Source organism: Caenimonas sp. SL110, assembly GCF_001044395.1.
Taxonomy (GTDB): domain Bacteria; phylum Pseudomonadota; class Gammaproteobacteria; order Burkholderiales; family Burkholderiaceae_C; genus Ramlibacter.
On sequence record NZ_JANU01000013.1, the window covers coordinates 273,819 to 299,995 of the forward strand.

Consider the following 26,177-nt stretch of genomic DNA (forward strand, 5'->3'; position numbering starts at 1 on the left):
CATTAGTTCCGGCCATTGCCCGATTGCGGCAATGTTTCGATGATTCGTATGGCGGCCGACACCGCGAGCGTCGAGGCCTCCAGGCGCTTGAACACTTCACGGTCGCAAAGCGCGCGCTGCGCAGTCAGGCAGCCGTTGTGCAGTTCCCGTAGCTGGGCGAGCACCTCGGTGCGGCGCTTGCCGGTTGCATCATCTTGCAATTCAGAATGCAGCTCGAGCAGATGGGGATCGTTCATGTTGATTGAGTAACCAGAATTGGCGGAGAGTTCAATTTCCGTAGCGCACGCGCATGCCGTCGGAGAAAACAAGTTCGCCGTCGCGGATGGCAACCAGCGTGCGCCCCTCCAGTACGCCGCCGGGAGAGATGCGCTTGCCGCTGGTCGTCACGACATACGGGAACGCGCCGGCGACAACGGTTTCGATATGCACTTCCACAATCTCTCGGTCGTGCTTGACCTGGGCGACGATCGTGAGCACGTTGCCGTAGTCGCGTACGAATTCCTCAAAGAGCTTCTCCCATACCCTCACTTCATTTCCCGTCAACACTGCCTGCAATTCCAGCTTTGGATCGCGCGACAGTACCTTGAACTTTGATGCCAGCCCGGCATTGCGTAGCCGTTCCTCGAAACGTCCCGGCAACTCCGGCCGAAGCACGACCGCAAAGTTCATGGGCGCTGCATCCGCCAGCTCCTTGCGCGCGGCATCCACCACTGCGGCCAGGCCTTCGCGTGTTGCCGCCGCACCCCCAATGCGTAGCGCGCCGGTGTCCGATGCATTCACATTGAGTTCCATCTCGCCTACAACGCGGTGCTTCTGGAGAAACTGTGCGACGGCGGCGATACGCTCGCCGTCGAGCATCACCCGCACATCTGGAGCGGTCGGCAGCGCCGAGGCCACCTGCCGCAGGCGGGCGCGGGCCTCCTCACTGGGGATGCGGCCGCTCAGGACCCAACGACCGTCTGCGCCGCGTGCCGCAGTCAGCGTGGCCTGGGGAAATTCGCGCGTCAATGCGGCTACGTCCAAGGTCGGCGCGGCCGTGGGTGCAGAAGCGCTAGCGGATGCGGGTGCCAGTGCGATGGGTCTGGTGATCGGCGTAGTGACTTCTTCTTGTGCGGTGACCGGGCCCGCTTCTGAGCTGACCCAGGCTGTCACCGCAGCACCCACCAGCAGCGCGGCCGCGACGCCCAGCATGAGCACCGGAGCCAGACTGCGCGGACGCGACACGGCTGGCCTGGAAGCCAGTGACGTATTCACCGCGTCAGACGCCTCCTGCTCAACTTCTTCCTGAGCTTCTTGTTCCGGGTCGGTCTGCGGGGCGACGACGGGATCCGGCTCTTCCAGTGCCTCTTCCTGGGGCCAGGGGGCATCGACGCTGTCCACTGTCAGCTTGACGCGACCCAGGCGCAGGACAGTACCAAGCGGCATGACCTGGCCGTCATGCACCTCGTCGCGGTCGATCGTCGTGACTTTGCCATCCATGGTGGTGACTGCGATTCCATCGCCGTCGACGGTGAGGCCAACGTGCTCGCCTTCGATCTGCGTGCCTGCGAGCAACACTGCGCAGCTGTCGGCCGATCCGAGCGTGTAAGTGGTGCCGTGCTCGATCGGCAAAGTGCTACCCGCTTGGGGTCCGTGGAGGACCCGCAGCTCCAGGGGCTCGGCTTGCGCGGAAAGTTCAGTGTGGTTGTCCATGATCGCCTGCCTGTCGTTCAATGCCGTTAGATGGTCAATGCTGATGGGTGTGCTGCATCACGCCTCTATGCGCGCCAGCGGCTGGATGTTGATTTCCTGGGTCAATTCCTGGTAGGACAGCACCGGCAGGTCGCCGAGGTCCTGCTCCAGCAACTTGCGCATGTATCGGCGGATATCCATCGAGGTGAGCAGCACGGGCCGCTGCGCCGCGGCCGACGGATCGCCAACGGCCAGCTTGATGGCACTCGTGATCCGTTTGGACGCAGTCGGGTCGAGCGCGAGGTACGAGCCTGCCGAGGTCTGGCGGATGGCGGCGCGCAGTTCGTCCTCGATCGCGGGTGACAGCAGGTAGGCGGGCAGCATGTTCTGCCCGGCTGAATATTTGTGGCTGATGTACCGGCGCAGCGCCATGCGGACGTACTCGGCCAACAGCACGGGGTCCTTTTCCTTCTGGCCCCATTCGACCAGTGCTTCCATGACGGTTCGCACGTTCCGGATGGAGATTTCTTCCGACACCAGTCGTTGCAGGATCTCCGCGATCTTGTGGATTGGCATGACGCGCGTGATTTCCTTGCCAAGTTCCGCAAACTTGCCCTCCATCTCGGCCAGGATGGATCGTGTCTCCTGGATGCCGATGAATTCGGCCGCGTGCTTTCGCAGAACGAATGCAATGTGATAACTCAGCATCTGGGTGGGTTCCAGGAACGGGATGCCCGCCTTCGTGAGCTGGGGCTTGAGGTGCGCAGGTGTCCAGACCGTGGGCAGGTTGGGCAGGAACTTCTTGTCGGTCTCGAAGGGAACGAGCATGGCGCTGAGGTTGTCGACACTCTCGCGCACGAACAGATGGTCGGCACGCAGGCGCCCTTGTGACACCGGAATCTCACCGACCAGGATCGAATAGGCCTCGGGAGGCAACTGGTCGTTGAATCGCAGCTGCAAGCCAGGGAACACAACGCCCAGGTCGAAGTAAAGCGCACGCCGCACCTTGATCAGCTCGTCATTGAGCAGCGCGGCCGAGAAGACCTTTTCCAGATCAGCGTTCACATCCACCATGAGCGGCACTGTCGGCTGGAAGTTGTCCGCATCGCCAGGCTTGGATTTGGCGGCGGCGTTGGACTTCGAGTTGGTCAGGTCGATGGCCGGGACCGTCGTGATCTTGCCCGTCTTGGCATCGACCACCTGTGTCTCGCCCTTGTACAGCGTGTAGCCCAGCGTGCCGATCACGAGTGCGAGCGTCAGGAATGTCATCGTCGGCATGCCGGGAATCAGGCCGAACCCGATCATGACCACGGTACCGATCATCAGGGCCTTGGGCTGCGCCAGCAACTGCGCGCCAATGTCTCGACCGACGTTTGACGGACCGTCGCCGGTCGTCACGCGCGTCACGATCATGCCCGCGGCGATCGAGATGAACAGCGCCGGAATCTGCGAGATGAGGCCATCGCCGATCGTGAGGATCGAATAGACCCGCATGGCATCGCCGGCTGACATGCCGCGCTGCATCGTGCCGATCAGGATGCCGCCGAGCAGGTTGACCGCCACGATGATCAGCCCGGCAATCGCATCGCCCTTGACGAACTTCATGGCACCGTCCATGGAGCCATAGAGCTGGCTTTCTTTCTCGACGAGCGTGCGGCGGCGGCGGGCTTCGTCCATGTCGATGGTGCCGGCGCGCACATCGCCGTCGATGGACATCTGCTTGCCCGGCATGGCGTCCAGCGAGAAGCGCGCACCGACTTCGGCCACCCGCTCTGCGCCCTTGGTGATCACCACGAACTGCACGATGGTCAGGATCAGGAACACCACCAGGCCGACGACGAGGTTGCCGCCCACCACGAAGTTGCCGAATGTGTAGACGATGTGGCCCGCATCGGCCTGCAGCAGGATCAGCCGCGTCGTCGCGATCCCGATGGCCAGCCGAAAGAGCGTGGTGATCAGCAGCACCGAGGGAAACGACGAGAACGCAAGCGGACTGGGCAAGTACATCGCCACCATCAGCAGGATCGCCGAGATGCACATGTTCACTGCGATGAGCGCATCCACCAGCCAGGTCGGCAGTGGCAGGATCATCATGAAGATGATGCAGACGATCAGCGCCGCGAGGACGAGGTCATTGCGGCTGATGATGACTTCGACGATGCGCTGCAGGCTTGGTTTTTTGAAACCCATGGTTCAGGCCCTGACGGTTGTTTTTTCGGCGGCTCGTGCCGCATGGAACTGATCGAAGGCCCGCTCTGCATCGGCATGGCGACCCGTTGCAGTGAAAGCCTGGCCTTGCAGCAGATGAACGACCGGTGAGGGATCGCCGCTGTCGCGCAATTTGTCGAGCGTGCGCAGTGCCTCTCCAGCCTGGCCTGCGCGAATGGCCGCAAGTGCGAGCGAACGCAGGGCGCGAAGGTCGTCGGGCGCGAGCAGGCAGACGGCGCGCAGCATCACCAGCGCCTGGTCGGGGCGTCCGTGCAGCAGGAATACATGACCCAGAAGCCGCATGACTTCGAGTGAATCCTTGTTCAGTCGTTTCATCAGCTAGCCCTTGAGCAATGCCATCTGGTACATCTTGACCAGCTCGCGAAGCGCGACCTGGTCGCCCAGGAGCCTGCGTGCCGCGCGCAGGATGCGAGCCCGGCGCGGGTCTTCTTCCTCGTCTTCCTTCAGTTCCTCCTCGCCATCGCGCAAAGCCCGGTTGAACCTGTTTGGCATCAGCAGCCCCGCCTCATCCATCAGGGGCGACAGCTGGCTGGCGAGGTAGTCTTCCAGGTTAGGCAGGGCGTAGAGTTGCTCCAGCCGCGGCTTGACAGGCGAGAACGCGGGCGCAATGTCGCCTGCCGTGGCGCCATCGACCTTTTCGTCTTCGATCAGGTGCAGGATCTTGTCGATCCCCCGGTCCATCGGGAACGGCGTGATGTGGGGTTGTATGCGGGTCGCCATGGCTTTTCCTCAGGACCCCTGAGCCACGCGCTCGTGGAAGCTGAAGAGCGACTCGACCGCTTCTTCCAGGGCGCTCAGCATGAAAGAGTGACGCGGCATGCGCAGCGTGACGACAAGGTCCGGGCCTCGCACCGAAAGCTGCGTCTGCCACGATGGGTTGACGCGGAAATCGGCCAAGCGAAGCGCCTGCCGTGCGCTCGTGCCTGCAGGCGCAGGGAGCGGGCTGGCCAGAACGACCAGCACTTCATCGCCGCCGGCCGCATCGAGATCGTGAAGCCAGAGCTTTCCGCCCGGCTCCAGTTCGAAAAGCGCGCAGCCATCGTCGTCGAGCGACAGATTTTCCAGTCCGACGGAATGTCCGAAGGCGTTTACAGCGTGCGAGACCCAATCCATCAGCGCCCCCCTTCGTCGTCTTTGTTATCCAGCATTTCTTCCTCGGCATCGATCGCGGCGTCGAGCGCGTCCTGTACGGCGTCAACCATCGCAAGCCGGGCGTTCTTGTCGTTGAAAGCTTTTTCGGGAAGCTCGCGGAAAATCTTTTTGACACCCGAGAGAAAAATGATCTTCGGCTCGCCTTCCTCGATCTGCAGGTCGCGCGCCAGCCGGTCGAACTGCATCGCCAGGGCACTGCTGCCGTCGATCATTTCGACGAGCCTGCCCAGGAGCAGGTTGGCATCGATAGCCTTGACTTCAGCGTTCATCGCGGCCCCCATGGCTGTTCAAGGCGCGCGCCGGCTCATCGCCTACGTCGTTCTCATGCTCCTCGCGCTCACACCGCCTGTTCTTTTCTTCCTGCTTGCGTTCAATCCGGCGCATCAGGTCAACCAGTTCGGCCACGCTTTCGATGAGGCTTGAAGACAGCACCATGTTGCCCAGGTCGGTCAATACGGCGCCCAGGCGTCTCGTGTCGTGTGACGGCGTCGCGGCGCTCAGGTCGTCACCCAGTGCCTTCTTCAGGTCGGACAACAGGGCTTCGAGTGTGTCGATGCGGTGACGCTGCAGCAGCACCTTGAGTGCGCCTGCGAATGTGCGCGGCACGGTGACCAGCTCGGTGTAGGTGTCCAGGAAGCTCGCAGGTTCTGCGGTCGTTGCGGCCACCGGCGCGGCGTTGAAGCTGGCCAGCACCATCGCGCCCTCGTTGGAGCGTTCGAACTCGCGCAACTCGTCGTGAATGCGCTGGCGGATGCGCTCCCGCTCGATCGCGCTCGTCTCACGTGGAGGCTGCGGCAGGTTCTGCACTTTTGCGAGGAGCTTCATCAGCTTCTCGTCGTCGTTGCGTGCTTGCTTGAGCTTGTCGCCCAGCTCTTTCGCGTCATCGGCCGTGATGTCCAGGCCGGAGAGGATGTCCTCCAGGAAGTGCTGGAACTCCTCGTCGTCGTTGGCGCTGTGGCGCAGGAGTTCAGAAAAGTCCTGTGGCGTATGGGCCTGGCTTTTGACCGGCGTCAGCATCGCCGTTGCGGCCTCTTCCGAGATGTTGTCCTCCATGGAGGCAGCAGCCAGCTGGAGTGACATGTAGCGAGCCGCCGATCCGGACCGGCCGCCTCGGGCGGCGCCCTGGTTGCCACTCAGGATGTCGCGTGCCCCCGATCGAACCCGGCGCAGGTCCACTCCCATGGTGCTTGCGCGCTGGAGAACTTCACCGGCAGGCATTCTTTTGAAAGCCGCTTCCGCGGCGACCCGACGCGAGGAGAGATCGCGGCTCTGCGTGGTTGCCAGCGACTGCATGGCCGACTCGTGGGCCTGCGTCGCAGCCTTGGCAGCACCGGCCGGCGCGAGTGTGAATGCCTGGCCGCGCCATGTCCCGCTGGCCCGCGCGTTCGCTGCCTGGGATTCGGCGATGGCCGGCCCTGGTGCGATGTGACCTGAAATCCTGAGGTTGCTGGACATTGGCGGTTACAGGGACTGCTGGTTGTGGACTTCAATTGAGTAACCGGTGGGCGCGGATGGTTCCAGATGGAACCAAATTCATGCCCATGCCACTCAGGATTCGACACGGTATTCGTGCGCAATAAAAGGATGGGGTGGCGATGACGAACTTGCTCGAATTCGAACAGTTATGTCGCAATGCGAGTTTGGATCTTGGCGTGCAGGATTGCGACGCGCTCGGCCAGGGTTTCAGCGTGGACTTTGCCGATGTGTTGTTCGAGACGGCATTCCAGGATGGGCGCGACAGTTTCCTGCTTATCGCGGAGCTGGGCGCAATCGACATGCGCAACCGGGTGAGTGTGTATGAGAGCCTGCTGACAGTGCAGCTCATGACATGGAACCAGCCGGCCCTTCGCTTTGGATTCAATCCCAGCCGCCAGACCGTCGTCCTGTGCGTCGAGGCGCGCTTCGGCGCCCACACCAGCGCCAGCTGGCTGGCAACGGTGGTGCGTTCGGTCGCTGCGCAGGCGCTGGTGTGGCGGGAAACCCTGCTGCAGGGCAAGTTCTGCGCGTCCGAAGCCGGCGATGGCACGGGCCAGGCGACGATGTCCGGGATTTTTGCAAGACCTACAGAAGGCTCCCCGAGACCAATGGATTAGGCCACCGGAACTAGGGCGCTTGGCTGAAGCCAAAGACGAGCTATCCGCGCAAAGTTGATGCACAGGAGAGTTCGATCATGCAAACGCTCAACATTCCGCAGATGGCTTATTTTCTGGAGCCGCAATCGCGCAGGTCGCCACAGCGGGCCCGCGGCTGCTCCGAAGCACGCGCCGGCCGCGCGGCGGCAAAAGCAGCCAAGGCCGCGCAGTCGGCGATCAAGGCGCGCGTCTTCACGCTGACCGAGAGCCCCGGCGCGCGCCCCTCCAATGTGTTTATCAGCGCTGGTGCAGTCGCCCCGGCGTTGGCGCCGCAACCGGTCGCGATCGACAAGGAAGTGCTCTTTCGCGATCTGGTGCGCGAATACAGCGCTTCGCTCTACTACTTTGTCTTGAAGCGGGTCGGTCATCCCGACGATGCGGCAGATATCGCACAGCAGGCCTTCGTGGAAGCCTCCTTGAGCTTCACGAGCTATCGCGGCGAGGCCGAGATCTCCACCTGGATCTTCGGCATCGCCACCAACCTGGTTCGTAACCATGTCAGCCGGGCGCCGCAGCACCGCCACCGGTTCGAGACCGATGACGTCCTGGAGCGGCACGAGTCCCTGGAGGTGCAGCCTTGCGAGAGCATGAGCCAGCGCCAGGGCCTGGAACTCGTCTCCGAGGCGATGGCCCGGATGCCGCAGGAGATGGCGCATGCACTCACACTCGTGGCGATCGACGACATGAGTTACGAGGAAGCGGCTGATGAATTGAACGTGCCGGTCGGTACCGTGCGCAGCCGCGTGTCGCGCGGGCGCGCTGCCGTGCGTGAACACCTTCGCACGGCGGGCTACCTGGCGGCTGCCTGAAGGAAGCCGCCATGGACGTCATCAACGGGCTGCTGCGCATCAAGCGAATCCGCCAGGACTGCCGCGAATCGGATATGTGGCGCAGCAAGCAGCAATTCGAACACGCCGCCGAGCTGCTGAAGCAGGCGCGCGACCTGCAGCAGCAGCGCGACCTCGAGCGAGTCGAGCGTGAGCGCTCGCTCTACAAGGACGTGTGCGAGCGCATCGTGGTTGTGCGTGACCTGGACGAGCTTCGCTACGAGGTCGACACCATGAAGGAGGCGGCCAAGGTCGACGAGCAATCCGTCCAGGACGCGCAGACCCAGCGCTTGAAGCGTCGTGAAGCGTTCGACGAAGCAACCGCCGCATGGCGTTTCGCGGCGCGCGCCACACAGAAATTCATGGATCTTTCCGAGCATCAGCGCCAGGAGGCCGAGATACAGGCAGAGCGGTTGGCCGAACTTGAACTTGAAGAGTTCCCGGGCAAGCGCTCCCTGGCCATGGCGCTGGAAGAGAGCACGGAGGAAGCCTGAGATGTCCAGCCGCTCCCGCAACGTGGACCTGGGTCCGCTGTACCTGGAGGTCGGCGAAGGCGGCGCGGCGTCGGGGACGTCGCGGCCTGCGGGCGCCGTGGACAACCGGGACATCTCGCGGTTCGAGTCGCTCATGCATAAGGGCCACGGTCAAGGACGGCACCGGCATCTTGAGGAAGCGATGGCCGTCGGTCCGCTTCAGGGTATGCATCACATCCCTTTCGCCGACACCGAAGAAATCGGCGCCGAGATCGCGCATATCTGGGCCGGCACGGGGCTGCACAGCGCACGCGAAGTGCGGGTCGTGCTCCGCGAGGCCATCCTGCCGGAGACCGCAGTACGCCTTTGCGAATCGAACGGCCGGCTGCGCATCGAATTCACCTGTGGCAGCAACCGCGTCTCTGACTGGCTCGGGCGAAAGCTGCCGGGACTGGCGAGCGACCTGGGCGCGCGCCTGGACCGCGAGCTTGAACTCGTGATCTTCACCAAAGACAGCTCGATCACCGCCGAATGCAACTGGTTGAAGGACTCGCAATGACCCAGGCGCCTCTGTCTCGCCCGCTGCGCCTGCCGACCATCTCGCGCGACACCTTGAGCAGCCGGAACGTGCTGTGCAGACGTCGCGCGCCGATGGAAGCGTTCTGGCTCGACGACGACTGGATGTTCGACATTCGTGCGAGCCGTCCGAACGCGCCGTCCGATCGCTTCGTCGAGTGCGACTGGGGAGGTGCTCGCGTTTTCATCGGCATCGCCCATGCCTCGCTCGACATGCTGGCGAACCTCTCCATGCCGGGAACATCGCCAGCGCAGTGGCCGCTTGCCGTCCTGCTCGCCGCGCTCGAATGCACCGCCTCCGGCCTGGCCTCGGTCGTGGAGAACGCAACGCGCAAGAGCCTGCGAATCGTCTCCGTCGACGCAAGGCCTGCCCGGCTCGATCTGGAGGCTTGCGAGTGGCGAGCCTGGTCGCGGGACCATGAACTGGCAGGCGAGCTTCTGCTGGACGCTACCGCCAGCCGCTTTCTCGCAACCGAGCTGCGCGATCAGCCAGCCATCGCGAATGAAGACGACTGGAAAGAGCTTCCGGTGCGCCTGAGCCTGGTGGCCGGATGGGTTGACCTTTCGGCGAGCGCGCTTCGCAGCGTCGCTCTCCACGATGTGGTGTTGCTCGATGAATGTCTGCTGTCGCAGGACAACAGGCTGATGGTGCTGGTGGGTCCAAGGCTCGGGGTTTTGTGCAGCCTCGCCGGAAATGAACTTGAAGTTCTTCAAGGAGTAAGGGAAATGATGGCTGATGTTGACGACTCCGTGGCTGCCTCCAGCGGCCTCATCGACGATGTGCCGGTGCGCCTCACCTTCGACCTGGGTGAACGCGAGATATCGCTGGGGGACCTGCGCAGCCTTCAGCCCGGCTATCTCTTCAATCTGGGACGCGACCCGAAAAGCACCGTGAGCATTCGTGCCAACGGCCGACTGATTGGCAACGGCGAACTCGTGGACATCGAAGGCCGCGTGGGCGTGTCGGTGCTGAACTTCAGCCTCGAGGCGAAGTAGTCAAATGGGCGGCTACGACCCGATCGTCCTCACAGCGTCGCTTGCGATGCTGGGACTGGTGCCGCTGGTCTTCGTCACGACCACGTCGTTCCTGAAGATCGCAATCGTGCTGTCGCTGGTGCGCAATGCGCTGGGCGTTCAGCAATCACCGCCGAACATCGTGCTCTATGCAATGGCGCTGATGCTCACTGTGTTCATCATGGCGCCCATCGGCTACGAGATCGCTGATGCGGTCGAGGCCGAACCCAATTCGACGAAAAGCGCGAGCGCCATGGTCGCTGCGGCCAGGCGCGGCGCCGAGCCGATGCGCAAGTTCCTGCTGGCCAACACCAAGACCGAGCAGCGCGACTTCTTCGTGGCCCAGGCCAAGCGCATCTGGCCACCCAAGATGGCCGATGAAGTTCGCCACACCGACCTGCTGATCCTGGTGCCCGCGTTTGTCGTGACCGAGCTCACTGCTGCATTCGAGATCGGGTTCCTGCTCTTTCTGCCCTTCATCGTGATCGACCTGGTGGTGTCGAACATCCTCATGGCCCTTGGAATGATGATGGTTTCGCCCGCAACGATCACGCTGCCGCTCAAGCTGTTTCTATTTGTCATGGTCGATGGATGGTCCAGGCTGCTGCACGGCATGGTCCTGACCTATCGAATCTAGGGGAGCCGTCATGGAAGTCGTCGATATCGTGAGCCACGTCGTCCGGGCGCTGCTGCTGGTGCTGTGGCTTTCGCTGCCGCCCATCGTGGTGGCATCGGTGGTCGGCACCCTGTTCAGCCTGTTCCAGGCGCTCACGCAGATCCAGGAACAGACCTTGTCGTTCGCGATCAAGCTGATTGCCGTCGGCATCACGATCTTCCTCACTGCGCGATGGGTCGGCGGCGAGATCTTCAACTACACCGTGTTGTTGTTCGACACCTTCCCGCAGCTGGTGCGATGAACGCATACCCGGACATCATGTCCTGGCTCTTCGTGAACCTGAAGGCCGTTGGTTTTGCGTTGCCGCGGTTTCTTGCAGTGTTCACCATACTGCCCTTGCTCTCGCGTGAGTCGTTGCCCATGACGCTGCGTCTGGGCGCGATCGGCAGCTTCGCCATGTTCCTGGCGCCCACGCTGGTCGATGGCGTTGCGGTAGAGCGTGAGGGCGTCACCATCCTGGGAATCATCCTCAAGGAAGTGCTGATCGGCATCGCGATCGGCTTCGTACTCGCCGTGCCGCTGTGGGCTGTTGAAGCGATGGGCGACCTGTGCGACACGCAGCGCGGCGCCACGATTGCGCAGACGCTCAATCCGCTGTCGGGCCACGAAACCTCGCCACTCGGCCAGCTTTTCAACCAGGCGGTGGTGACATTCCTGTTCGTGATCGGTGGCTTCCTGCTGATCCTCAATGTGGTGTACGACAGCTACCGCATCTGGCCCGTGTTCGGCTGGTGGCCGCGGTTCTCACCCGAGGCCACGATGCTCGCGCTGAAGCTGCTCGACCGCTTCATGATGCTGGCCGTGCTGCTGGGAGCGCCGGTGATCTTTTGCATGTTCCTGGCCGAAGCCGGAATGGCAATCGTCAGCCGCTTTGTGCCGCAGCTGCAGGTGTTCTTTCTGGCGATGCCCGTCAAGAGCGGCATCGCGATGCTGGTCTTTGCGGTGTATGCGGTCGTGCTCTTCGACTACACCCACCAGACCCTCCTGGAAACCATCAGAGAGGCGAACCGCACCGTGTTCGCCATCATTCCGGGAGTCGGCAAGCCATGAGCAGCGAGAAGACCGAACAACCCACCGACCACAAGATTCGCAAGTCGCGCGAAGACGGTCAGGTCGCCAAGAGCAAGGACTTCACGCAGGCCCTGCTCATCGGGGCGCTGTTTGGCTACACGCTGCTGATGTCGGATGACATCTTCAAGAAGCTGGGCCAGATGATGGCGCTGCCGGGACAGCTGCACGGCATGGACTTCAAGGACGCGGTCTCGTTGGCGATGGGCGCGCTCACCCGCATCGGCGTTGAACTGCTGGTGCCCTACCTGCTGATCGTCGTCGCAGTCGGCGTCTTCGCCGAGGCGTTGCAGACGGGCATGCTCATCTCGTTCAAGGCGCTTATTCCCAAAGGCGAGCGGCTCGATCCGGTAGCCAACCTCAAGCAGATGTTCACGATGAAGAACTTCGTCGAGTTCATCAAGTCGTGCCTGAAGGTCCTGTTCCTGGGCTTTCTTGTGTTCTTCGTGATTCGCGATTCGATCGACACGATGGTCAAGATTCCGTTGGCAGGCATCGGGGCGGCAGGCCTCGCGCTCGGCGAAATGATGACTGTGCTCACGATCAACACATTCATCTGCTTTGCCGTCATTGCGGTCTTCGACCTCGCCTGGCAGCGCTACAGCTATCGCAAGGGCCTGATGATGTCCATGGACGAGATCAAGCAGGAATACAAGCAGATGGAAGGCGACCCCCACATGAAGGGGCATCGCAAGGAGATGGCGCGCGAGATCGCGATGGGCGAGATGGTGGAGAACACCCGCAAAGCCAATGTCGTCGTGACCAATCCCACGCACGTCGCGGTCGCCCTGTACTACGAAGAGGGCGAGACGCCATTGCCAATCGTGGTCAGCAAGGGTGAAGGCAGCATCGCAGAGGCGATCAAGCGCGTCGCCGAAGAAGAGGGCATCCCGGTGATGCAGAACATTCCGCTGGCTCGCGCGCTTTTGAGCAAGGCGCACCTGGGCCAGTACATACCGACCGAATTCATCGAGCCCGTCGCGGAGCTGTTGCTTGCGCTGCGCCGGATGGCCGAGCAGCGCAGGCTCGACGAATCCGAGGAGACCTTCGATGGCTAGTACCAACCACGCCGGCTTCGCCGGATATCTCTTGCGTGCGCGGCTGGACCCGGGGCCTGCGCGGTCCGACGGCGCTGTGGCGCTGGTGTTCGACGGCAACATGCGCGTGCTGCTGCATCCCGGGCCGCGTGGCGACCTGGTGCTGGAGGCGCAGCTGCGTGAGTTGCCGACATCGCAGGCGATGGCCGACGACATGCTGCTCAACGCGCTGTCTGCGGCGGCCGGCCGCGACCCGCTTTTTGCTGAGTACCTGGTGCTGTCCCCTGAACAGGACAGGCTGCTCTTGCAGCAAAGAGTCGGCGCATCGGCGTCGGCAGACGAATTTGAAAGTGCGCTCGGGAAGTTTCTCGATGCGCTTACCACTTGGCGCGCCTTTTTTGGCGTGCTCTAGGAGTCAAGTCATGCACGCGCTCATTCGATTCGCCAGTCACCGCTTGGGCTCCCTTGTCGTGGCGTGTTCGCTCGCGGCAGCGGCGCTTCCGCTTCAGGCCGAGACGGCGCCCTGGCCCGAGAGCCCGTTCAGCTATATCGGCAGGGATCAGCAGCTCGATCGCATCCTCGCCAGCTTCGCCAGGACGTTTGGCTTGCAGCTTCGACTGGAGACGTCGCTGTCTGACAGCCTGGCCGCAGTCACGGGCCGTGCCTCCGCCAACACACCGACTGAGTTCCTCAACCAGTTGAGCGCGGCGAACGGGCTGACCTGGTATTACCACGCGGGTGTGCTGTACATCGGCCGCGCCAGTGAACGTGTCACACGGCTGTTGCCCACCAAGGGCATGTCCGGGGCGGCGCTGAAGAAGGCATTCGCAGAGATGGGCATCCTGGAGCCGCGCTTCGGCTGGGGTGATGTCGATGAGCGCAGCGCCGTCATGGTGTCTGGGCCGCGCTCGTATGTCGAGCGTATCGCGCGCGCGCTTGCCGACTTTCCCGATCCGTTGGCCGAGCAGCAGGTGCTGGTCTTCCGGCTCAAGCACGCCGCCGTCGATGACCGCACCATCCTGTACCGCGACAAGCAGATCGTGACGCCCGGCGTCGCAACCATGCTGCGAAACCTGCTGGGCGAAGGGCCGGGGCAGAGCTCTGGCGCGCTCGCCACGGAGGTGTCTGCGGCGGGCCAGCCGCGCAATGTGCTCAAGCCGCTGGTGTCCGACGGCCCCGATCCGGCTGCACCGCCCTCGGCTGCGCCCAAGAATTCGAAGCCTGCAGACGGTTCGCGTCCGGCAGACCGCGCGGTGATCCAGTCCGACACCAGGCTCAATGCAATCATCATCAAGGACAAGCCGCAGAACGCACCCATCTACCGCGAGCTGATCGAGATGCTCGATGTGCCCAGCAGCCTGATCGAAATCGAGGCGGCCATCGTCGATGTGAATACCTCCAGCATGGCGGATCTTGGCGTGGACTGGAATGCGCGCAAGGGCAATATCTCGGGCGGCTTCGGCACGCCGGCAGCCGCGCCCGACGGGACGACGCTGACCCTGATTCGCGGCGCGAACGTCAATCCGTCCACCATCATCGCGGAGGCCGGCAACTTCCTGATGACGCGCATCAAGGTGATGGAAGGAAAGGGCAGTGCACGCATCGTGTCGCGGCCTTTCATCCTCACGCAGGACAACATGGGAGCGCTCATCGACCTGTCCGATACCTTCTATATACAGACCTCGGGTGAGCGCGTGGCGACCGTGACGCCTGTATCGGTAGGCGTCACTCTGCGAGTCACGCCGCGCATCGTCCTGGTGGCCGGCATGCGCTCGATACAGCTGGTGGTCGACATAGAAGACGGATCGATCCAGGACACCAAGGTCGGCACGCTGCCGACCGTGCGGCGCAGCGTCATCGGCACGCAGGCACTGGTTGGAGAAAACGAGAGCCTGCTGATAGGCGGCTTCAACAGCGAACAGAACATGCGCCAGAAGGACCAGGTTCCCGTGCTGGGCGATGTGCCGGGCGTGGGCGTGTTCTTCAGCAAGACGGTTGCCAATGTCGAAAAGCGCGAGCGCATGTTCCTCATCACCCCAAGGGTGGTTTCAAGCCGGATGGAAGAGGCCGCCGCATTGGCGAACCAACTGGCCAGCCCGCAGCCGGTGAAGCCACCCGTGCAGCGCCTGGCAGACACCGTGGGTTCCCTGGTGGAAGACAGCGCGGTTGCGCGCGGCATGTCCATCGAGCGCAGGCTCAGGAGTGTCGAAACCGGTGCGGGTGGGCAATGACAGCGCGAGCGCTGAACGCAGACGGCCACGGACCCGGGTGGGCAGCTGCTGTCGCAGAGCTTGCCGACCGCGCAGGCGCTGTGTTCGCGAGCGGCAGCACGGCCGCGTGCCTGTCGGTCGTGGACCTCGAACCGTGGCGTCGGCTGGACGCATGGTGGCTGAGGCAGCGGCTGGAATCGATCGCGCGTTTTTCGCACCGTCCCGTGCGCTACGTGCCTTGTGTCGGGGCCGGCAAGCTCCCCGACGGTGAACGCGCAGGCGCCTATGCACCCGCATGGTCGATCGGCACCTCGCCCGCCGAGCTGTACTGGCCGGCCCGCACCCGATGGAAGCCTGATGGCCCCGTGTTGCTGCTGGCAGGCGATCTGCCCGGGCGGCTGCAGCAGGACCTGCTTCTGGCGCATCACGGTAAAACCCAGGTCTGGGGCGGCGAGCCGGGCAAGCAGGAGTGGCAGACACTCGAGGTCGGCCGGTACGAAGACTGGATGGATGCAACTGTGCGCGCGCATGCAACCGGCCTGCCCAGCGCGATGTTCTCGATGCCTGTGGGGTACTGGCAGTTTCTCCACGATGCATTTGCCTGGGCCCCGCAGGGATGCCTGGTGCTGACGCGCGCGCCAGGCTGGGCCAGCCTTGCAGACATTCGCGAGACCTCCACACAACGCGGTGAAGTGCGATCCGATTCGCCGCCGGTCAACTTTCACTGGCTGGGTCAGCAGGTTCATCGCCTCGATGCGAAAGCCGTCACGATTCGCACGCGTCATGGCGAGGCCGTGCAGCTGGTAGCACAGGGGCTGCCCGATGCCATCGAGCTGTCGTCGCTGTGCGAGCCGTTTGCACCGGCGCTGCAATCGAGCCGGGCGAGCCGGGCGCGTGCCGTGCGTGCCCTGGCATCCGAAGGCGACATCGAAGCGGCGTTGTCTGTTTTGCAACTGTCAGCGCACGACCCCGCGCTTTTGCGTGCCGCGTGGGATGTGCTCGTGCCCCGCGTGGTCGCTGCGAGTCCGCCTGTCAGGAAGGCAATCGGTTCGTGGCTGGAAGGCCTCCTGACCGACAACCCCTGGATTGGCGAGGATGCAGTGCTGCTTCGCGCAGCGGGTCATCTCGCGCTGGCTTGCTCACGCCCTGACCTGGCGCAATCGGCACTGCGGGCACTGGAGGAGCAGGGTTACGCATTGGCCGCTGATGTGGCTGCACGAGCCCGTTGCCTGGAGCAGCTCGGTGGCTTCGACGAAGCGCTCGCTGCCTGCGCGCGCGCGCTGATGCTGCACGCGGGACACAAGGAATCAGTTGCGATCCGCGACCGCATCACCGCACGCCTTGCGACCTTCAAGGCGCCGTGGCGTGTGCAGCATGGCAGCGCTGAATCACCACTGGTGCTCGATCCTCTCCACATCGACCACGCGCCCATGCTGCTGTGCCAGATTCGCGATCCGTCGATACCGGTGATGACCGCGCTGCCTGCGTTGGCCGATGGTGAAGACGGCAAGGCGTGGATCGAGAAGCGGCTGGAAGACGGTTCCGCCGCCTACGCCATCGTGCATCGTCAGCTCGGATTCGTCGGCTACGTCGACCTGCGCTTATGGGAAAAGACGGCATTCCTGTGCTACTGGATTGGTGCCGATTACCAGGGCCTGGGCCTTTGCAGTCCTGCCGTGGAAATGGGTTGCGAGCTGGCCTGGCGCAACGGCGTGGAGCTCTTGCTTTCATCTGCTTACGACGATAACGAACGGTCACTGCGCGTGCTGCGCAAACAAGGCTTTCGTCTGATGGACGTGCGCGCTGCCGCGCCTGACAGTGATCGCTCGTTCGTGATGCTTTCTGCCGCGCCCATGAGTGAAGACGAAGGGATGCGGCGGCTGGTCGAATTTTGCGAACGCACGAATTCGGGATTGCGATTTGGCGAAGAGTCCGCGCCGGCCCAGCAGGCAGGCGCAACGTCCGGTGCAGACCGGGCGACATGAAGACGGGAGACACGCGTTGATCAAAGTGAATCAAACCTTGCCGGTGCTCACACCTGCGTTGCAGGTCGGCCCTGATGGGGTTCTGCGCGACGTCAGCACTGATGCTGCGCGGTTTGCGGTGCAGATGGAGGACATGCGCAGGTTGATGGACAACTTCCAGCAGGCCGATTCACTCGTGGGCCAGATCCGTGCCGAGGCGGCCAAGGAAGCGGTGATGCCTTCGCCTGCTTCCGTGGCACGGCTGGAAGCGCAGTTGAGCGAAGTCAGGCAAGAGCTGATTGCAGAGGAGATGGTGGGTTCGTTGGGGGCAACGCAGCCAGCAGAGTCGCCCGTTGCAAAGCCGACGAATGAAACCCCAGCCCCGTCCGGTAGCACCCTTGCAGTGCCAGCAGCGCAGCCCGCTCCGATGACCGGGACCGGCACCTGGTCTGGGAATCTTGCCGTGATTAGTGGCAGCGGACATTCAGGCAAGGCGGCACACTCGACGCGAGGTGATACCCAGGCACCGGGTCGAGTTGTCGGCGCAGGCGACCTGGTCACTGCACCTGCCGCAGCCACTGCACCTGGCACACCCGCTACAGCCACCGCAGACGCTGCACCTGATGCACCTGCAGCGGTAGCGCCGTCCTCTGCGAAATCCGGCCATGCCGACAAGGAAACTGCTCCCGTCGCTGCAACTTCGACGCCAGCCTCGGCTGGGATGCAATCTGGCCCGGCCGGCAAGGATCCATCGGCTGCCTCTGTCGGTGTCCCTGCGCAGGCCAAGGTCGTCAATCCGGAGCCTGAGCCTGCGCTTGCGCCAGCCCAGACGGCTGTTGGGCAAGCGGCCGCAGGTCCGGTGCTCACGCCTTCGCAGTTGCAGGCGCGCGTACTCAAGCGAAAGGCGCTGGGTCTTGATGGTGCGCAGGCGGCGCTTTTGCACAAACAGGAACTCGCACAAGACGCCAGCCGTGCCGCAGCGGTGCGCGAGAAAGATTCAGGGGATAAAACGACCGCAGTCGCGAGTGTTGCGCCACCGCAAGTCGCTCAGCCCGTGTTGCCCGTGCAGTGGCCACAGGCAACGCCCGCAACGACCGCAACGAGCGCAACGAGCGCAACGAGCGCAACGAGCGCAACGAGCGCAACGAGCGCAACGACCTCGGCGCCGTCTGAGGTCCCCAAGACACAGGCTGCGGCAAAGCAAACTGCGGCGACTCAACCCGCAGCGGCGCAAGACGCAAGCATCGACGTGCAGGCGCTCGCCTCGGTAGGGGCTTTGGCGGCGGAAGTCAGCACGGCGTCGGCTGCCACCGTGCAAGTCACCCAACCGCCCCAGGCTGCAGAACTCGCACCGACCGACATGGACCCGTTTGAAGTCGTGCTCGAAGCATCGACGCAGCCTTCGACGGAATCGCCTGGCGCCTTGCCCGCGCCACTGCGAGAGCAACGCGAAGAGAAAGTGGCAGAGGCAATCGGTGCGCAGTTGATGGCGCAGCAGGCGCGTCTCGAGCTGGTGAACATTCCGCAGCTGACGGAAGTCATTTCAAAGATATGAATCGCAAGCGGTGACATGGAACCGCATCTGATATTTCGTTACCCATTCAATGTGCGCAACGACTTTCTCCAGGAGCCGTGGAAATGAAAAAAGATCGAATGAGCCGGGAAATCGATGAAGTGATCGCCAATGGCAATCGCATCATTCGTGAGGCCGAGGAGGCGCTCGCCGAATCCGAGCGCCGTTTTGCCGAAATGAAATTCGATCCGCGCGCAGCGCTGGCGCACCTCAAGCGGGTCGCGGGCGATGCAGCAGGACTCCAGGTCGAGGCCGAAGCTGCCGCCACCGTCCAACGAATCCATGAGGCACTGCACGGCAAGCAGAACGCCGTGACTGCCCGACCGCCAACCCGCCGCACGCGCATGCGCGACATGATCTGAAAACCGGAGAGCACCACATGTCAATTCAGTCCATCTCGTTCGATCGGGTCGCAGCGTTTTCTTCCGCAGAAGGGGGTGATCCTTCGGCGTATGTGAAGGCAATGCTCGGCCTCACGCAGGAAGGCGTCATGGGCGCCCGACGGGAGTCCATCGCGTCAGCGAAAGACCAGCTCGCCGATCGTGCAAGGCTGCTGTCAATAAAAAAGCTTTTGGACAGCCTGCAGACCATGTCTGACGGCAAAGGCATAGTGCTTGGCGGCACCCTTGCCGCGGGCGAGGCGACCAAGGCCCAGCTCTCCACTTTGGGTGTCACGCTTGCGACGGAGAAGAGTTACTACATCACGGTCGCTACGTTCGACGCCAACGGCGCTGCGATCGCGGGAACCAAACAGATCGCCACACCGACGCAGAAGGCTGCAGCCGAAGCGGCGACGCTCACGACCGCCGCTGATGCCAATGGCGTCGAAGTGCGAACATCGGGCACCGGCAATGCGCGCAAGGTCTACACCCTCTATAAGAAAGAAGAAGCACTCACCGCAAGCACCGCCGATCTCGCGGGCTTGCGCACGGCAGTTGCTGGCAGCTTGCTGGTCAATGTGGCGGCACTGGAGAAGACGCTCACCCTGCCTGGCGCGCTGGCAGTAGAAAGTAGCGAGTTCGAGCAACGTCTGCTGAAAGAGCTGAGCGCCCGTGACAAGGTCGCCGACGTGGCAAAGCAGGACAAGCAGCGCGACACCAGCGTTGACTACGAAAAGCAGCTCGTCGAGCGTCAGCGAGAGCGAGACCTGTTCGACAACTTCAAGGCCAACCGAACTCCTGCAGAAGTTCGCGCGAATCCGTCCAGCCCCAAGCAGGAGTGATCCATGTCCACAACCGCAGTCATGAATGGGACGGACATCACGATCAGGTCGTCCCAGCTGTCCACGCCCTGGAAGATCGCGCGGGTTGAGGCCGACCCGCTGACCGGCGAGTACGACCGCAATGCAGGGCTCATGTCCAAGAACCTTCAGCTGGCGCTTGCCGCAGGCGAAAACCTGCACATCGCCATGGACGAAGTCAGGCAATCAGCGATAAAGCTGGTGGAGCTGCAGGCCGTATACCAGAAAGATCTGGCCGGTTGGAACGCAATGGGCGATGACGAATTGCTGAAACTCGTCGATGCGGGTGTGGATTTTTCTGCAACGGGCAACCAGGGAATAGTGGCGCAAGTACAAGGCAGTCTGGGGCCGAGCGCACCGCCGCCCGCCGACGCACGATTGACTCTTGGCGAAATAAACCGAATCGACCAAACCATCGAAAACGTACTGGCGAATCCTGACAACTACCCGCCGGGTTCAGCTTTTCTTACGGGAGATGACTTCACGCTCTTTACGCGTGCTCTCGATGTCAATGGCCAGTATCAGCTTTACAGGATTTCCGATACAGCCAGCTTTCCTTTGAAGCCGTTTTCGCAAGGGCATCTCGACAAGTTCAAGGACTCGGTGCGCGATGTCGCAGACAAGGCTACGCTGGTTTCCCTGGATCTGCAGAACACCGTGCAAAAGCTGGTCTCACAAAAGAGCATTCATGAACTCGCCGTAAGCGAGCTCATCAAGCTCAAAGCCGAGGACGCCGACGGGGTGGCTCGAAACCTCAGAAGCTAGACGCACGGAGAACCTGAATCATGTCAACCACTGCAATCATGAACGGGACGGACATCACGATCTCGTCGTCCCAGCTCGCCGCGGCCTGGAAAATCGAGCGCGTGGAGGCAGACCCTCTCACCGGTGAGTACGACCGCATTGCAGGTCTCATGTCCAAGAACCTGCAGCTCGCGCTGGCGGCCGGAGACAACCTCAACGTCGCGATGGACGAAGTCAGGAGGTCTGCAGCGGATCTCGTTTTTCTGAAAGAGCAGTATGAGCTGGCAACCCTTGACTATTGGAACCCGAGCCCAGGCTTCACGGTCAAGCAGAAGCTCATTCAAGCAGGCGTGGTCTTCCCGGTGACGGGTACTCAATGGTATGTGGACTATAAAAATCCCGACGTTTTGGGCTGGGGTTACGGAAACTTGTTGACGGCGGGCGATAACGTCGTAACAGTAAATCGCACGCTGGCTGAACTGAAAGCGGACCCATCAACCGTTGCATCTGGGATTGCCTATTTTTCCCGCGACGGAATTCCGTTCGGGAAGCTCCAAAACCCGGTCACGGGTTTGTACGAAATCCAGGAGTTAACGCGCGTTACTCCTTATCCGCTGGGCACCTTGACCGCAGCCCAGGTCGCCGACATCAAAGACGCCATTCGCACCGCTGCGGACAAGAGCACCCTGGTGTCCCTGGATCTGCAGAACACCGTGCAAAAGCTGGTCGCTGAAAAGTCCGTTCATGAGCTCGGGGTCAGCGAGCTCATCAAACTCAAGCGCCGTCAGATGCAGGGCGTCACGCGCAATATCTAACGCCAAGGAGCAGCCACATGGCAACCAGCCTCAATCCTGTACTCAACATTCCAGTGGTAACAACCTACCAGGACTACTGGAACAACCTCAATCCTGACGAAATCAAGGATCCGACCGAGCGCCTCCAGTACGAATTCCGCGAACTGGCCGATGCCCAGCGTCTGTGGATCAATCTGTCGTCAGCTCAGATCAAGGAACTCGCCGACAAGATGCGCGAAGCCAATGCGCTTTCACAGATGACGAACAGTGGTCTCGGAACGCTCAAGGACACGACCACGCCCTACATTTTTCTGGACAACGCATCCGAAGCCACGGTTCGCGCCCTGGCCGATCGATTCAAGGCCGCGGGCGGCACCGACGCAAGCGATAAGCCACTGGTGTTCCAGGCAGATCCAAACCACGCCGGCATGTATCGCCTGGTTGGCAATAAGGAGAGCATGGGCAAGGTCGCGGAAAACCTGCAGCTCTCTGTCACCAATTACAACGGATTGAGTCAGCAGCTGCAGCTGGTGTTTACCAACGTCAACAACCGGCGCACCGATTCCATGTCCTTCATCTCCGCGGGTACCGACAACGAGAAGAAGCAGCAGCAGACCATCGTTGGCAACTGGGGGGGATAGACAAGATGCCCGCCACACACAATCCCATCGAGCCCGAGGAACTGCTGGCCTACCTGATTTCGGGTCAGACGCTGGAAGCACTGGTGGGCGACAAGCTTCCATCGCCGCGCGCCCTGTACGCCGCAGCCTACGACCTGTACAACGAAGGCAAGTTCGAAGAAGCGCTTCCGATTTTTCTGCATCTGATCATCGTGAACCATGTGGACAAGCGCTACTACGATGGTGCTGGATCATGTTTGCAGAAGCTGGGTCGCTTCAAGGATGCGCTGACCTATCACGGCGTTTCCACGCTGCTCGACCTGACCGACCCCTTGCCGGCGATGCGCTCGGCCGAATGCAATCTCGCGCTGGGCAATCGCGAGTTGGCCCGAGAGAACCTCGAACACGCGATACGTCATGCCCGGCCGAACAAGAAGCTGCAGCCCCTGGCAGATCGGGCAGAAGCGATGCTGGAGTTTCTCCGTCAGGCCTCTGAACCCGCTGCGCCCACCCCCAAAACAACTGGCGCCACCCAACTGGCGTCTAGCCTGAAGGAATAAGCATGACTGCCATTAGCCCCTCGACCCCCGCGCCGGTTTCCAGGTCACCGGCGGCGCCGCCGCCTGCAGGCCCCAATGGTGCAGCAACCTGGGACAAGCTGATCAGCTCGTCAAACGTGCCGGTCACCGAGAAGAACTTTCTCACCAGCTTGATGATGCAGTTGAGCGCGCCAGGTGCAGACGACGATCCGACCATGACCCAGGGCCTGGTCGACACCTTGCTGAGTGCGGAACAAAACAAGGCGAGCAAGTTCGGTATCGCGCTCTCGATGAGCCAGAAAGAAGAATTTCTTGCACAGGCCAAAAAGCTGTTCGACTCGGCTGTCGCCAAGCTCAAGGAAGCGGAGGCCAAGCAGGCCGAAAACAAGGACTGGGCCTATGCCAAGGCGATTCTGGGCGTCATCGGCGGGATCGCCGGCATTATCGGCGCAGCAGTATTGGTTGCGACCGGTGTAGGCGCTGTCGCTGGTGGCTTCGTCGCTGCGGGCGCGGTGATGGGCTTGCTGGTCGCCATCGGCGATCTGGGCACCCTGATCGCTGCGGACCAGGGCACGACCTTCACCTCGCCCACGGGTAAAGAGCGGGCTTTGCAGTTGAACTTCGACGGCTTGATCCAGCAGATCACCGATCAGCAGGAGGCCGACGGAACACTGGTGGTGATTCGCAAAAACGACGCCGGCCAATACATCAACTACAAAGGCGATGTCATCACAGACCAGAACCCGATGTGGAATGCCAAGCCGGGCGCACTGGTCATGGAGGAGTCCGTTTTTGAGGACTACAAGCAGGGCTGGAGCGTGGCCGCCATGGGCCTGATGATCGCGCTGTCGGTGGCGGGCGGCGTCATGTCGTTCAGAAATGCAAGCAAGACGATTGACCTGCTCGATAAGACCGCGAAGGCCTTGAACGCAGCCGACAAGGCCAAGAAATCTTCAGTGGCCGTTCAACGCCTGGAGCAGGCCGCCGAGCTTGTGGGTGGCGGTGTCGATATTTCTTCGGGCGGTGTCGCCATCAAGCAGGGACAAAACGCGATTGAGGTTGCCGACGCGCAGAAGGTCGGTGACGACGCCCGCAATCAGGCTCAACTGGTCGAGGCCAGGTCGAACGATCAGCAAGGCCGTTGGGAACTGCACCTTTCGGGCATGCGAAAGCGGATGGAAGCTTATGAAGAAAACGGCAAGCGCAGGCTCGAAATCGTGGGGGATCAGCACGAGGCTTCCCAGGACATCTCCAGGCGCCTGAGCGCTTGAGCGCGTCACGGTTTGAATAAAAGGAAAGATCATGACTGAGTTCAACAAGATTTACACCACCACCACGGGCCGCTATGAGGTTGATACCTCCAGGCTTGGCAAGGCCGCAGAGACTGCGCTCGACAAACTGGCCGCGGCCGGGCCGATCGACCAGAACGCTTTCGCCGGCATCGTCGCGCCGTATCCAGGCGCGTACCGGCTTGCACCCCCGACCAGCGGAATGCCGCCGCCGGATCGTGACAACTTGCAGAGTCCCGATCTGTCGTCGGTGGAGGGTGATGTCCAGGCGACATTGCTGATGGTTGCGGCACTCGCCCAGCAGATTGAAAACGACCAGAACAGGCAGAGGGTCGGCAGACGGCGCGAACGACTGGTGATGGAAGAAGAGAAGAAGGACAAGGCCGACGCTGCAGCGAAAAAGGAACACACATCTCGAACCACCAAGGCAGCAGGCGATATGGCGGCCGGTGCGTTGAACGCTGCAGGCGGGGGCATCGGCGTAGGAATGACGGCCAAGTCCTTCAAGTCGAGTCTTGCGAGCGGCAAGGCCAACGATGCGCTGATTGACCACAAGATTGCCGAGAAGACCCGCCTCGACCATCATGAAGGACTCGGCTCGTATCTCAAGAAGGCGGAGGCCCGGCAGGCAACCGCCAGACAGAAGGTCGACGACCTCGATCAAGAAGTTGCAGGTTTGAGGTACGACAGCCTTGCTGCAGCCGGAAGGAACAACAGCGCTCCGCGGGGTTCACAGGCAAGGGCTCAGGCACGCGCTGAGGTCGACGCGCTCGATGTACAGATCAACACCAAGCAGGCAGAGAAGGCCCGATGGGAAGACAACTTCGCACGTGAAGGCCAGAATGTCTCGTTGGTACAAGCCCGAAAGACCCCACTGGACGAAAGCAAGGGCGCCATGGATCGCGCAGGAGAACTGCGTCAGATCCAGCTGAACAAAGCTGCAAGCCGGCCTCATGAGTCCGGAGAACGCTGGCTGGCTGGCACGCGAGTGATCACCCCGGTGACGCAGTCGATCAGCCAGGGCACGACTGGCGTCACATCGATGGACGCTTCATCTGATCAATATGACGCCGACTTGCTCAAAAACGAGCAGGCCTTGAAGCAGGCGCAAATTGATGTCGCGTCCTCGCAGATGCAGGACTATGAGTCGGGCGCAAGCTCCCTCGGACGTTCTGCCAGCGATGCTGTCTCAGCGGCAAGCAGCCTGTCTCAATCCAGCGCGGACCACGCCAAAGCGGCGGCCAACAGGTTCTGACACTCCAGGGGTGCGCCGTGAATCACAACTCACAGAATGCTTTTGCCGCTTCCGGCGCTTCGTCCAGCACTTCGCCCGGTCCCGCCGTCTCGGGCGGGCCTCGGCCTGAGGCCCCGGCTGCCCATGCGTTTGCCGCTGTGGCGAGGACGCTCCCGCTCAAGGGAACCATGAACGAAGCGCAGGCCAACAGCCTGTATGCACGGGTCTATATGTTGACCGAGCAGGGCCGCTTCGATCAGGCCAACGTGCTGCTGGCGCTTATCAGCATGTACCGGCCAGACGAGCCGAAGTTCCTGCTCGCATCCGCCATCTGCTTTCGCAAGACGGGCTGTTATGAAGAAGCGGTACAGAAATTCGCGAAGGTCATGGAGCTCGCGCCCGACGATGATGGCCCGGCCTTCCAGATGATCGAGTGCATGGGCCTCATGGGCCGGCAGGACGACGCGGTCGATTTGTTGAAGTCCATGGCAGCCGTGGCGCGGCGCGACGGCAAGACCGAGACACTGGAACGGGCGACGGCTTTGCTTGAGCTTCGCCAAGTGGCTGTGCAATGAGCGCAGGTAACCTTCCGCTTGACCGCGACGCCATGCGGTTGGTCGCCGAGATTGGCTTCATCGGCACCCAGACGGGGCAGCTTGCGGCCTCGCGTGCCTTGTTCGAGTCGCTGCTGCTGCTGCGCCCCGACAGCAATCTTCCCTTCATCGGCCTGGCGATGGTCGAGCTCGCGGCGCAGCGTCCTGAGAAAGCCGTTGTGATCCTGCGTGACCAGGGGCTCAAGCAGCATCCGGATGATGCGGAGTTGATGGCCTTCCTGGGACTCGCGCTGCAGACGGCAGGCGAAGTTTCCCAGGCGCAAAAGGTGCTGGCTGCGGTCGTGTCCCAAGAAGGCGGCGACGCACAACCCCATGTGCGCATGGCCAGCAAACTCCTGATCCTGGACAAGGGCAGCATCAGCCCCACGCAGCTCATGCCGCACTGGTCAGGCCGGGCCGAGCCCGTCGAACGCAGCCCGCTCGTCTCGCAAGTTCGCAAGCCGCAGATTTTCTGAGCCGGGAAAAATCTTTACGACAAAACGTGGATAGAAATCTCCGACC

General features: G+C 62.2%; 31 protein-coding genes. 23 read left to right on the forward strand and 8 right to left on the reverse strand.

Annotated elements, in window-relative coordinates; all coding sequences use genetic code 11:
* Positions 1-2: 2 nt before the first annotated feature.
* Genes AQ12_RS09570 through AQ12_RS09605 form a run of 8 tightly spaced genes read right to left on the reverse strand, consistent with a single transcriptional unit; the run spans position 3 to position 6,507 of the window.
* Entirely contained in the window at positions 3-236 is a 234-nt protein-coding gene (locus tag AQ12_RS09570; RefSeq protein WP_048439633.1) for a hypothetical protein, read from the reverse strand.
* 31 nt (positions 237-267) lie between these two features.
* A complete protein-coding gene (gene sctD, locus AQ12_RS09575; protein ID WP_152682735.1) occupies positions 268-1,692 on the reverse strand; it encodes a type III secretion system inner membrane ring subunit SctD in 1,425 nt (474 codons plus the stop codon).
* A gap of 57 nt (positions 1,693-1,749) precedes the next feature.
* Entirely contained in the window at positions 1,750-3,861 is a 2,112-nt protein-coding gene (gene sctV / locus AQ12_RS09580; protein ID WP_048439635.1) for a type III secretion system export apparatus subunit SctV, read from the reverse strand.
* A gap of 3 nt (positions 3,862-3,864) precedes the next feature.
* Positions 3,865-4,215, reverse strand: coding sequence for a M48 family metallopeptidase (locus AQ12_RS09585; RefSeq protein WP_048439636.1), 351 nt, complete (start codon positions 4,213-4,215; stop codon positions 3,865-3,867).
* Positions 4,216-4,218: 3 nt separating this feature from the next.
* Positions 4,219-4,620: a hypothetical protein gene (locus AQ12_RS09590; RefSeq protein ID WP_048439637.1), complete on the reverse strand. Its 402-nt coding sequence runs from the start codon at positions 4,618-4,620 to the stop codon at positions 4,219-4,221.
* Between the two features lie 9 nt (positions 4,621-4,629).
* Complete coding sequence (locus tag AQ12_RS09595; protein WP_048439638.1) at positions 4,630-5,013, reverse strand: hypothetical protein; 384 nt, start codon at positions 5,011-5,013, stop codon at positions 4,630-4,632.
* Positions 5,013-5,321, reverse strand: coding sequence for a TyeA family type III secretion system gatekeeper subunit (locus tag AQ12_RS09600; RefSeq protein ID WP_048439639.1), 309 nt, complete (start codon positions 5,319-5,321; stop codon positions 5,013-5,015). Before AQ12_RS09600 ends, AQ12_RS09595 begins: the two co-directional genes overlap by 1 nt.
* Entirely contained in the window at positions 5,311-6,507 is a 1,197-nt protein-coding gene (locus AQ12_RS09605) for a hypothetical protein (protein WP_048439640.1), read from the reverse strand. Before AQ12_RS09605 ends, AQ12_RS09600 begins: the two co-directional genes overlap by 11 nt.
* A gap of 140 nt (positions 6,508-6,647) precedes the next feature.
* On the opposite strand from AQ12_RS09605, the gene AQ12_RS09610 reads away from it, so the two are divergent.
* The 23 genes from AQ12_RS09610 to AQ12_RS09720 all read left to right on the forward strand — a co-directional run bounded on the left by AQ12_RS09610 (position 6,648) and on the right by AQ12_RS09720 (position 26,131).
* The gene (locus tag AQ12_RS09610; protein WP_048439641.1) at positions 6,648-7,145 is read left to right on the forward strand and encodes a hypothetical protein; all 498 of its coding nucleotides are present in this window, start codon (positions 6,648-6,650) and stop codon (positions 7,143-7,145) included.
* Between the two features lie 77 nt (positions 7,146-7,222).
* Positions 7,223-7,993, forward strand: coding sequence for an RNA polymerase sigma factor (locus AQ12_RS09615; RefSeq protein WP_238587690.1), 771 nt, complete (start codon positions 7,223-7,225; stop codon positions 7,991-7,993).
* A gap of 11 nt (positions 7,994-8,004) precedes the next feature.
* Positions 8,005-8,505 (forward strand): YscO family type III secretion system apparatus protein, encoded by a 501-nt coding sequence (locus tag AQ12_RS09620; RefSeq protein WP_048439642.1) that lies wholly within the window; start codon positions 8,005-8,007, stop codon positions 8,503-8,505.
* Position 8,506: 1 nt separating this feature from the next.
* Entirely contained in the window at positions 8,507-9,043 is a 537-nt protein-coding gene (locus tag AQ12_RS09625) for a type III secretion HpaP family protein (protein ID WP_048439643.1), read from the forward strand.
* On the forward strand, positions 9,040-10,056 hold the full coding sequence (gene sctQ, locus AQ12_RS09630; RefSeq protein WP_048439644.1) for a type III secretion system cytoplasmic ring protein SctQ: 1,017 nt from the start codon (positions 9,040-9,042) through the stop codon (positions 10,054-10,056). The genes AQ12_RS09625 and sctQ overlap by 4 nt, the downstream gene beginning before the upstream one ends.
* Before the next feature lie 4 nt (positions 10,057-10,060).
* The gene (gene sctR, locus AQ12_RS09635) at positions 10,061-10,711 is read left to right on the forward strand and encodes a type III secretion system export apparatus subunit SctR (protein WP_048439645.1); all 651 of its coding nucleotides are present in this window, start codon (positions 10,061-10,063) and stop codon (positions 10,709-10,711) included.
* Positions 10,712-10,721: 10 nt separating this feature from the next.
* Entirely contained in the window at positions 10,722-10,991 is a 270-nt protein-coding gene (gene sctS, locus AQ12_RS09640; protein ID WP_048439646.1) for a type III secretion system export apparatus subunit SctS, read from the forward strand.
* A 17-nt stretch (positions 10,992-11,008) separates the two neighbouring features.
* Complete coding sequence (gene sctT, locus AQ12_RS09645) at positions 11,009-11,800, forward strand: type III secretion system export apparatus subunit SctT (protein WP_048439795.1); 792 nt, start codon at positions 11,009-11,011, stop codon at positions 11,798-11,800.
* The gene (gene sctU / locus AQ12_RS09650) at positions 11,797-12,876 is read left to right on the forward strand and encodes a type III secretion system export apparatus subunit SctU (protein ID WP_048439647.1); all 1,080 of its coding nucleotides are present in this window, start codon (positions 11,797-11,799) and stop codon (positions 12,874-12,876) included. Before sctT ends, sctU begins: the two co-directional genes overlap by 4 nt.
* A complete protein-coding gene (locus tag AQ12_RS09655) occupies positions 12,869-13,267 on the forward strand; it encodes a CesT family type III secretion system chaperone (RefSeq protein ID WP_048439648.1) in 399 nt (132 codons plus the stop codon). Before sctU ends, AQ12_RS09655 begins: the two co-directional genes overlap by 8 nt.
* A 10-nt stretch (positions 13,268-13,277) precedes the next feature.
* Positions 13,278-15,086 carry a type III secretion system outer membrane ring subunit SctC gene (gene sctC / locus AQ12_RS09660; RefSeq protein WP_053076645.1) on the forward strand — a complete coding sequence of 603 codons (1,809 nt, stop codon included), beginning with the start codon at positions 13,278-13,280 and terminating at the stop codon, positions 15,084-15,086.
* Positions 15,083-17,050 (forward strand): GNAT family N-acetyltransferase, encoded by a 1,968-nt coding sequence (locus tag AQ12_RS09665; protein ID WP_048439649.1) that lies wholly within the window; start codon positions 15,083-15,085, stop codon positions 17,048-17,050. The genes sctC and AQ12_RS09665 overlap by 4 nt, the downstream gene beginning before the upstream one ends.
* 16 nt (positions 17,051-17,066) lie before the next feature.
* On the forward strand, positions 17,067-18,584 hold the full coding sequence (locus tag AQ12_RS22975) for a hypothetical protein (protein ID WP_048439650.1): 1,518 nt from the start codon (positions 17,067-17,069) through the stop codon (positions 18,582-18,584).
* 83 nt (positions 18,585-18,667) lie between these two features.
* A complete protein-coding gene (locus tag AQ12_RS09675) occupies positions 18,668-18,964 on the forward strand; it encodes a hypothetical protein (protein WP_152682737.1) in 297 nt (98 codons plus the stop codon).
* Positions 18,965-18,981: 17 nt separating this feature from the next.
* Positions 18,982-19,824 (forward strand): hypothetical protein, encoded by an 843-nt coding sequence (locus tag AQ12_RS09680; RefSeq protein ID WP_048439652.1) that lies wholly within the window; start codon positions 18,982-18,984, stop codon positions 19,822-19,824.
* Positions 19,825-19,827: 3 nt separating this feature from the next.
* Complete coding sequence (locus AQ12_RS09685) at positions 19,828-20,607, forward strand: hypothetical protein (RefSeq protein ID WP_152682738.1); 780 nt, start codon at positions 19,828-19,830, stop codon at positions 20,605-20,607.
* 20 nt (positions 20,608-20,627) lie between these two features.
* Positions 20,628-21,401, forward strand: coding sequence for a hypothetical protein (locus tag AQ12_RS09690; protein ID WP_152682739.1), 774 nt, complete (start codon positions 20,628-20,630; stop codon positions 21,399-21,401).
* Between the two features lie 17 nt (positions 21,402-21,418).
* A complete protein-coding gene (locus tag AQ12_RS09695) occupies positions 21,419-22,021 on the forward strand; it encodes a hypothetical protein (RefSeq protein WP_048439655.1) in 603 nt (200 codons plus the stop codon).
* A gap of 5 nt (positions 22,022-22,026) precedes the next feature.
* Positions 22,027-22,560, forward strand: a complete 534-nt coding sequence (locus tag AQ12_RS09700) for a hypothetical protein (protein WP_048439656.1) — start codon at positions 22,027-22,029, stop codon at positions 22,558-22,560.
* A 2-nt stretch (positions 22,561-22,562) separates the two neighbouring features.
* Positions 22,563-23,810 (forward strand): hypothetical protein, encoded by a 1,248-nt coding sequence (locus tag AQ12_RS09705; protein ID WP_048439657.1) that lies wholly within the window; start codon positions 22,563-22,565, stop codon positions 23,808-23,810.
* Between the two features lie 31 nt (positions 23,811-23,841).
* Entirely contained in the window at positions 23,842-25,083 is a 1,242-nt protein-coding gene (locus AQ12_RS09710) for a hypothetical protein (protein ID WP_048439658.1), read from the forward strand.
* Between the two features lie 167 nt (positions 25,084-25,250).
* A complete protein-coding gene (locus tag AQ12_RS09715; RefSeq protein WP_048439659.1) occupies positions 25,251-25,637 on the forward strand; it encodes a hypothetical protein in 387 nt (128 codons plus the stop codon).
* A complete protein-coding gene (locus tag AQ12_RS09720; protein ID WP_048439660.1) occupies positions 25,634-26,131 on the forward strand; it encodes a M48 family metallopeptidase in 498 nt (165 codons plus the stop codon). Before AQ12_RS09715 ends, AQ12_RS09720 begins: the two co-directional genes overlap by 4 nt.
* The last annotated feature ends 46 nt before the right edge of the window (positions 26,132-26,177 follow it).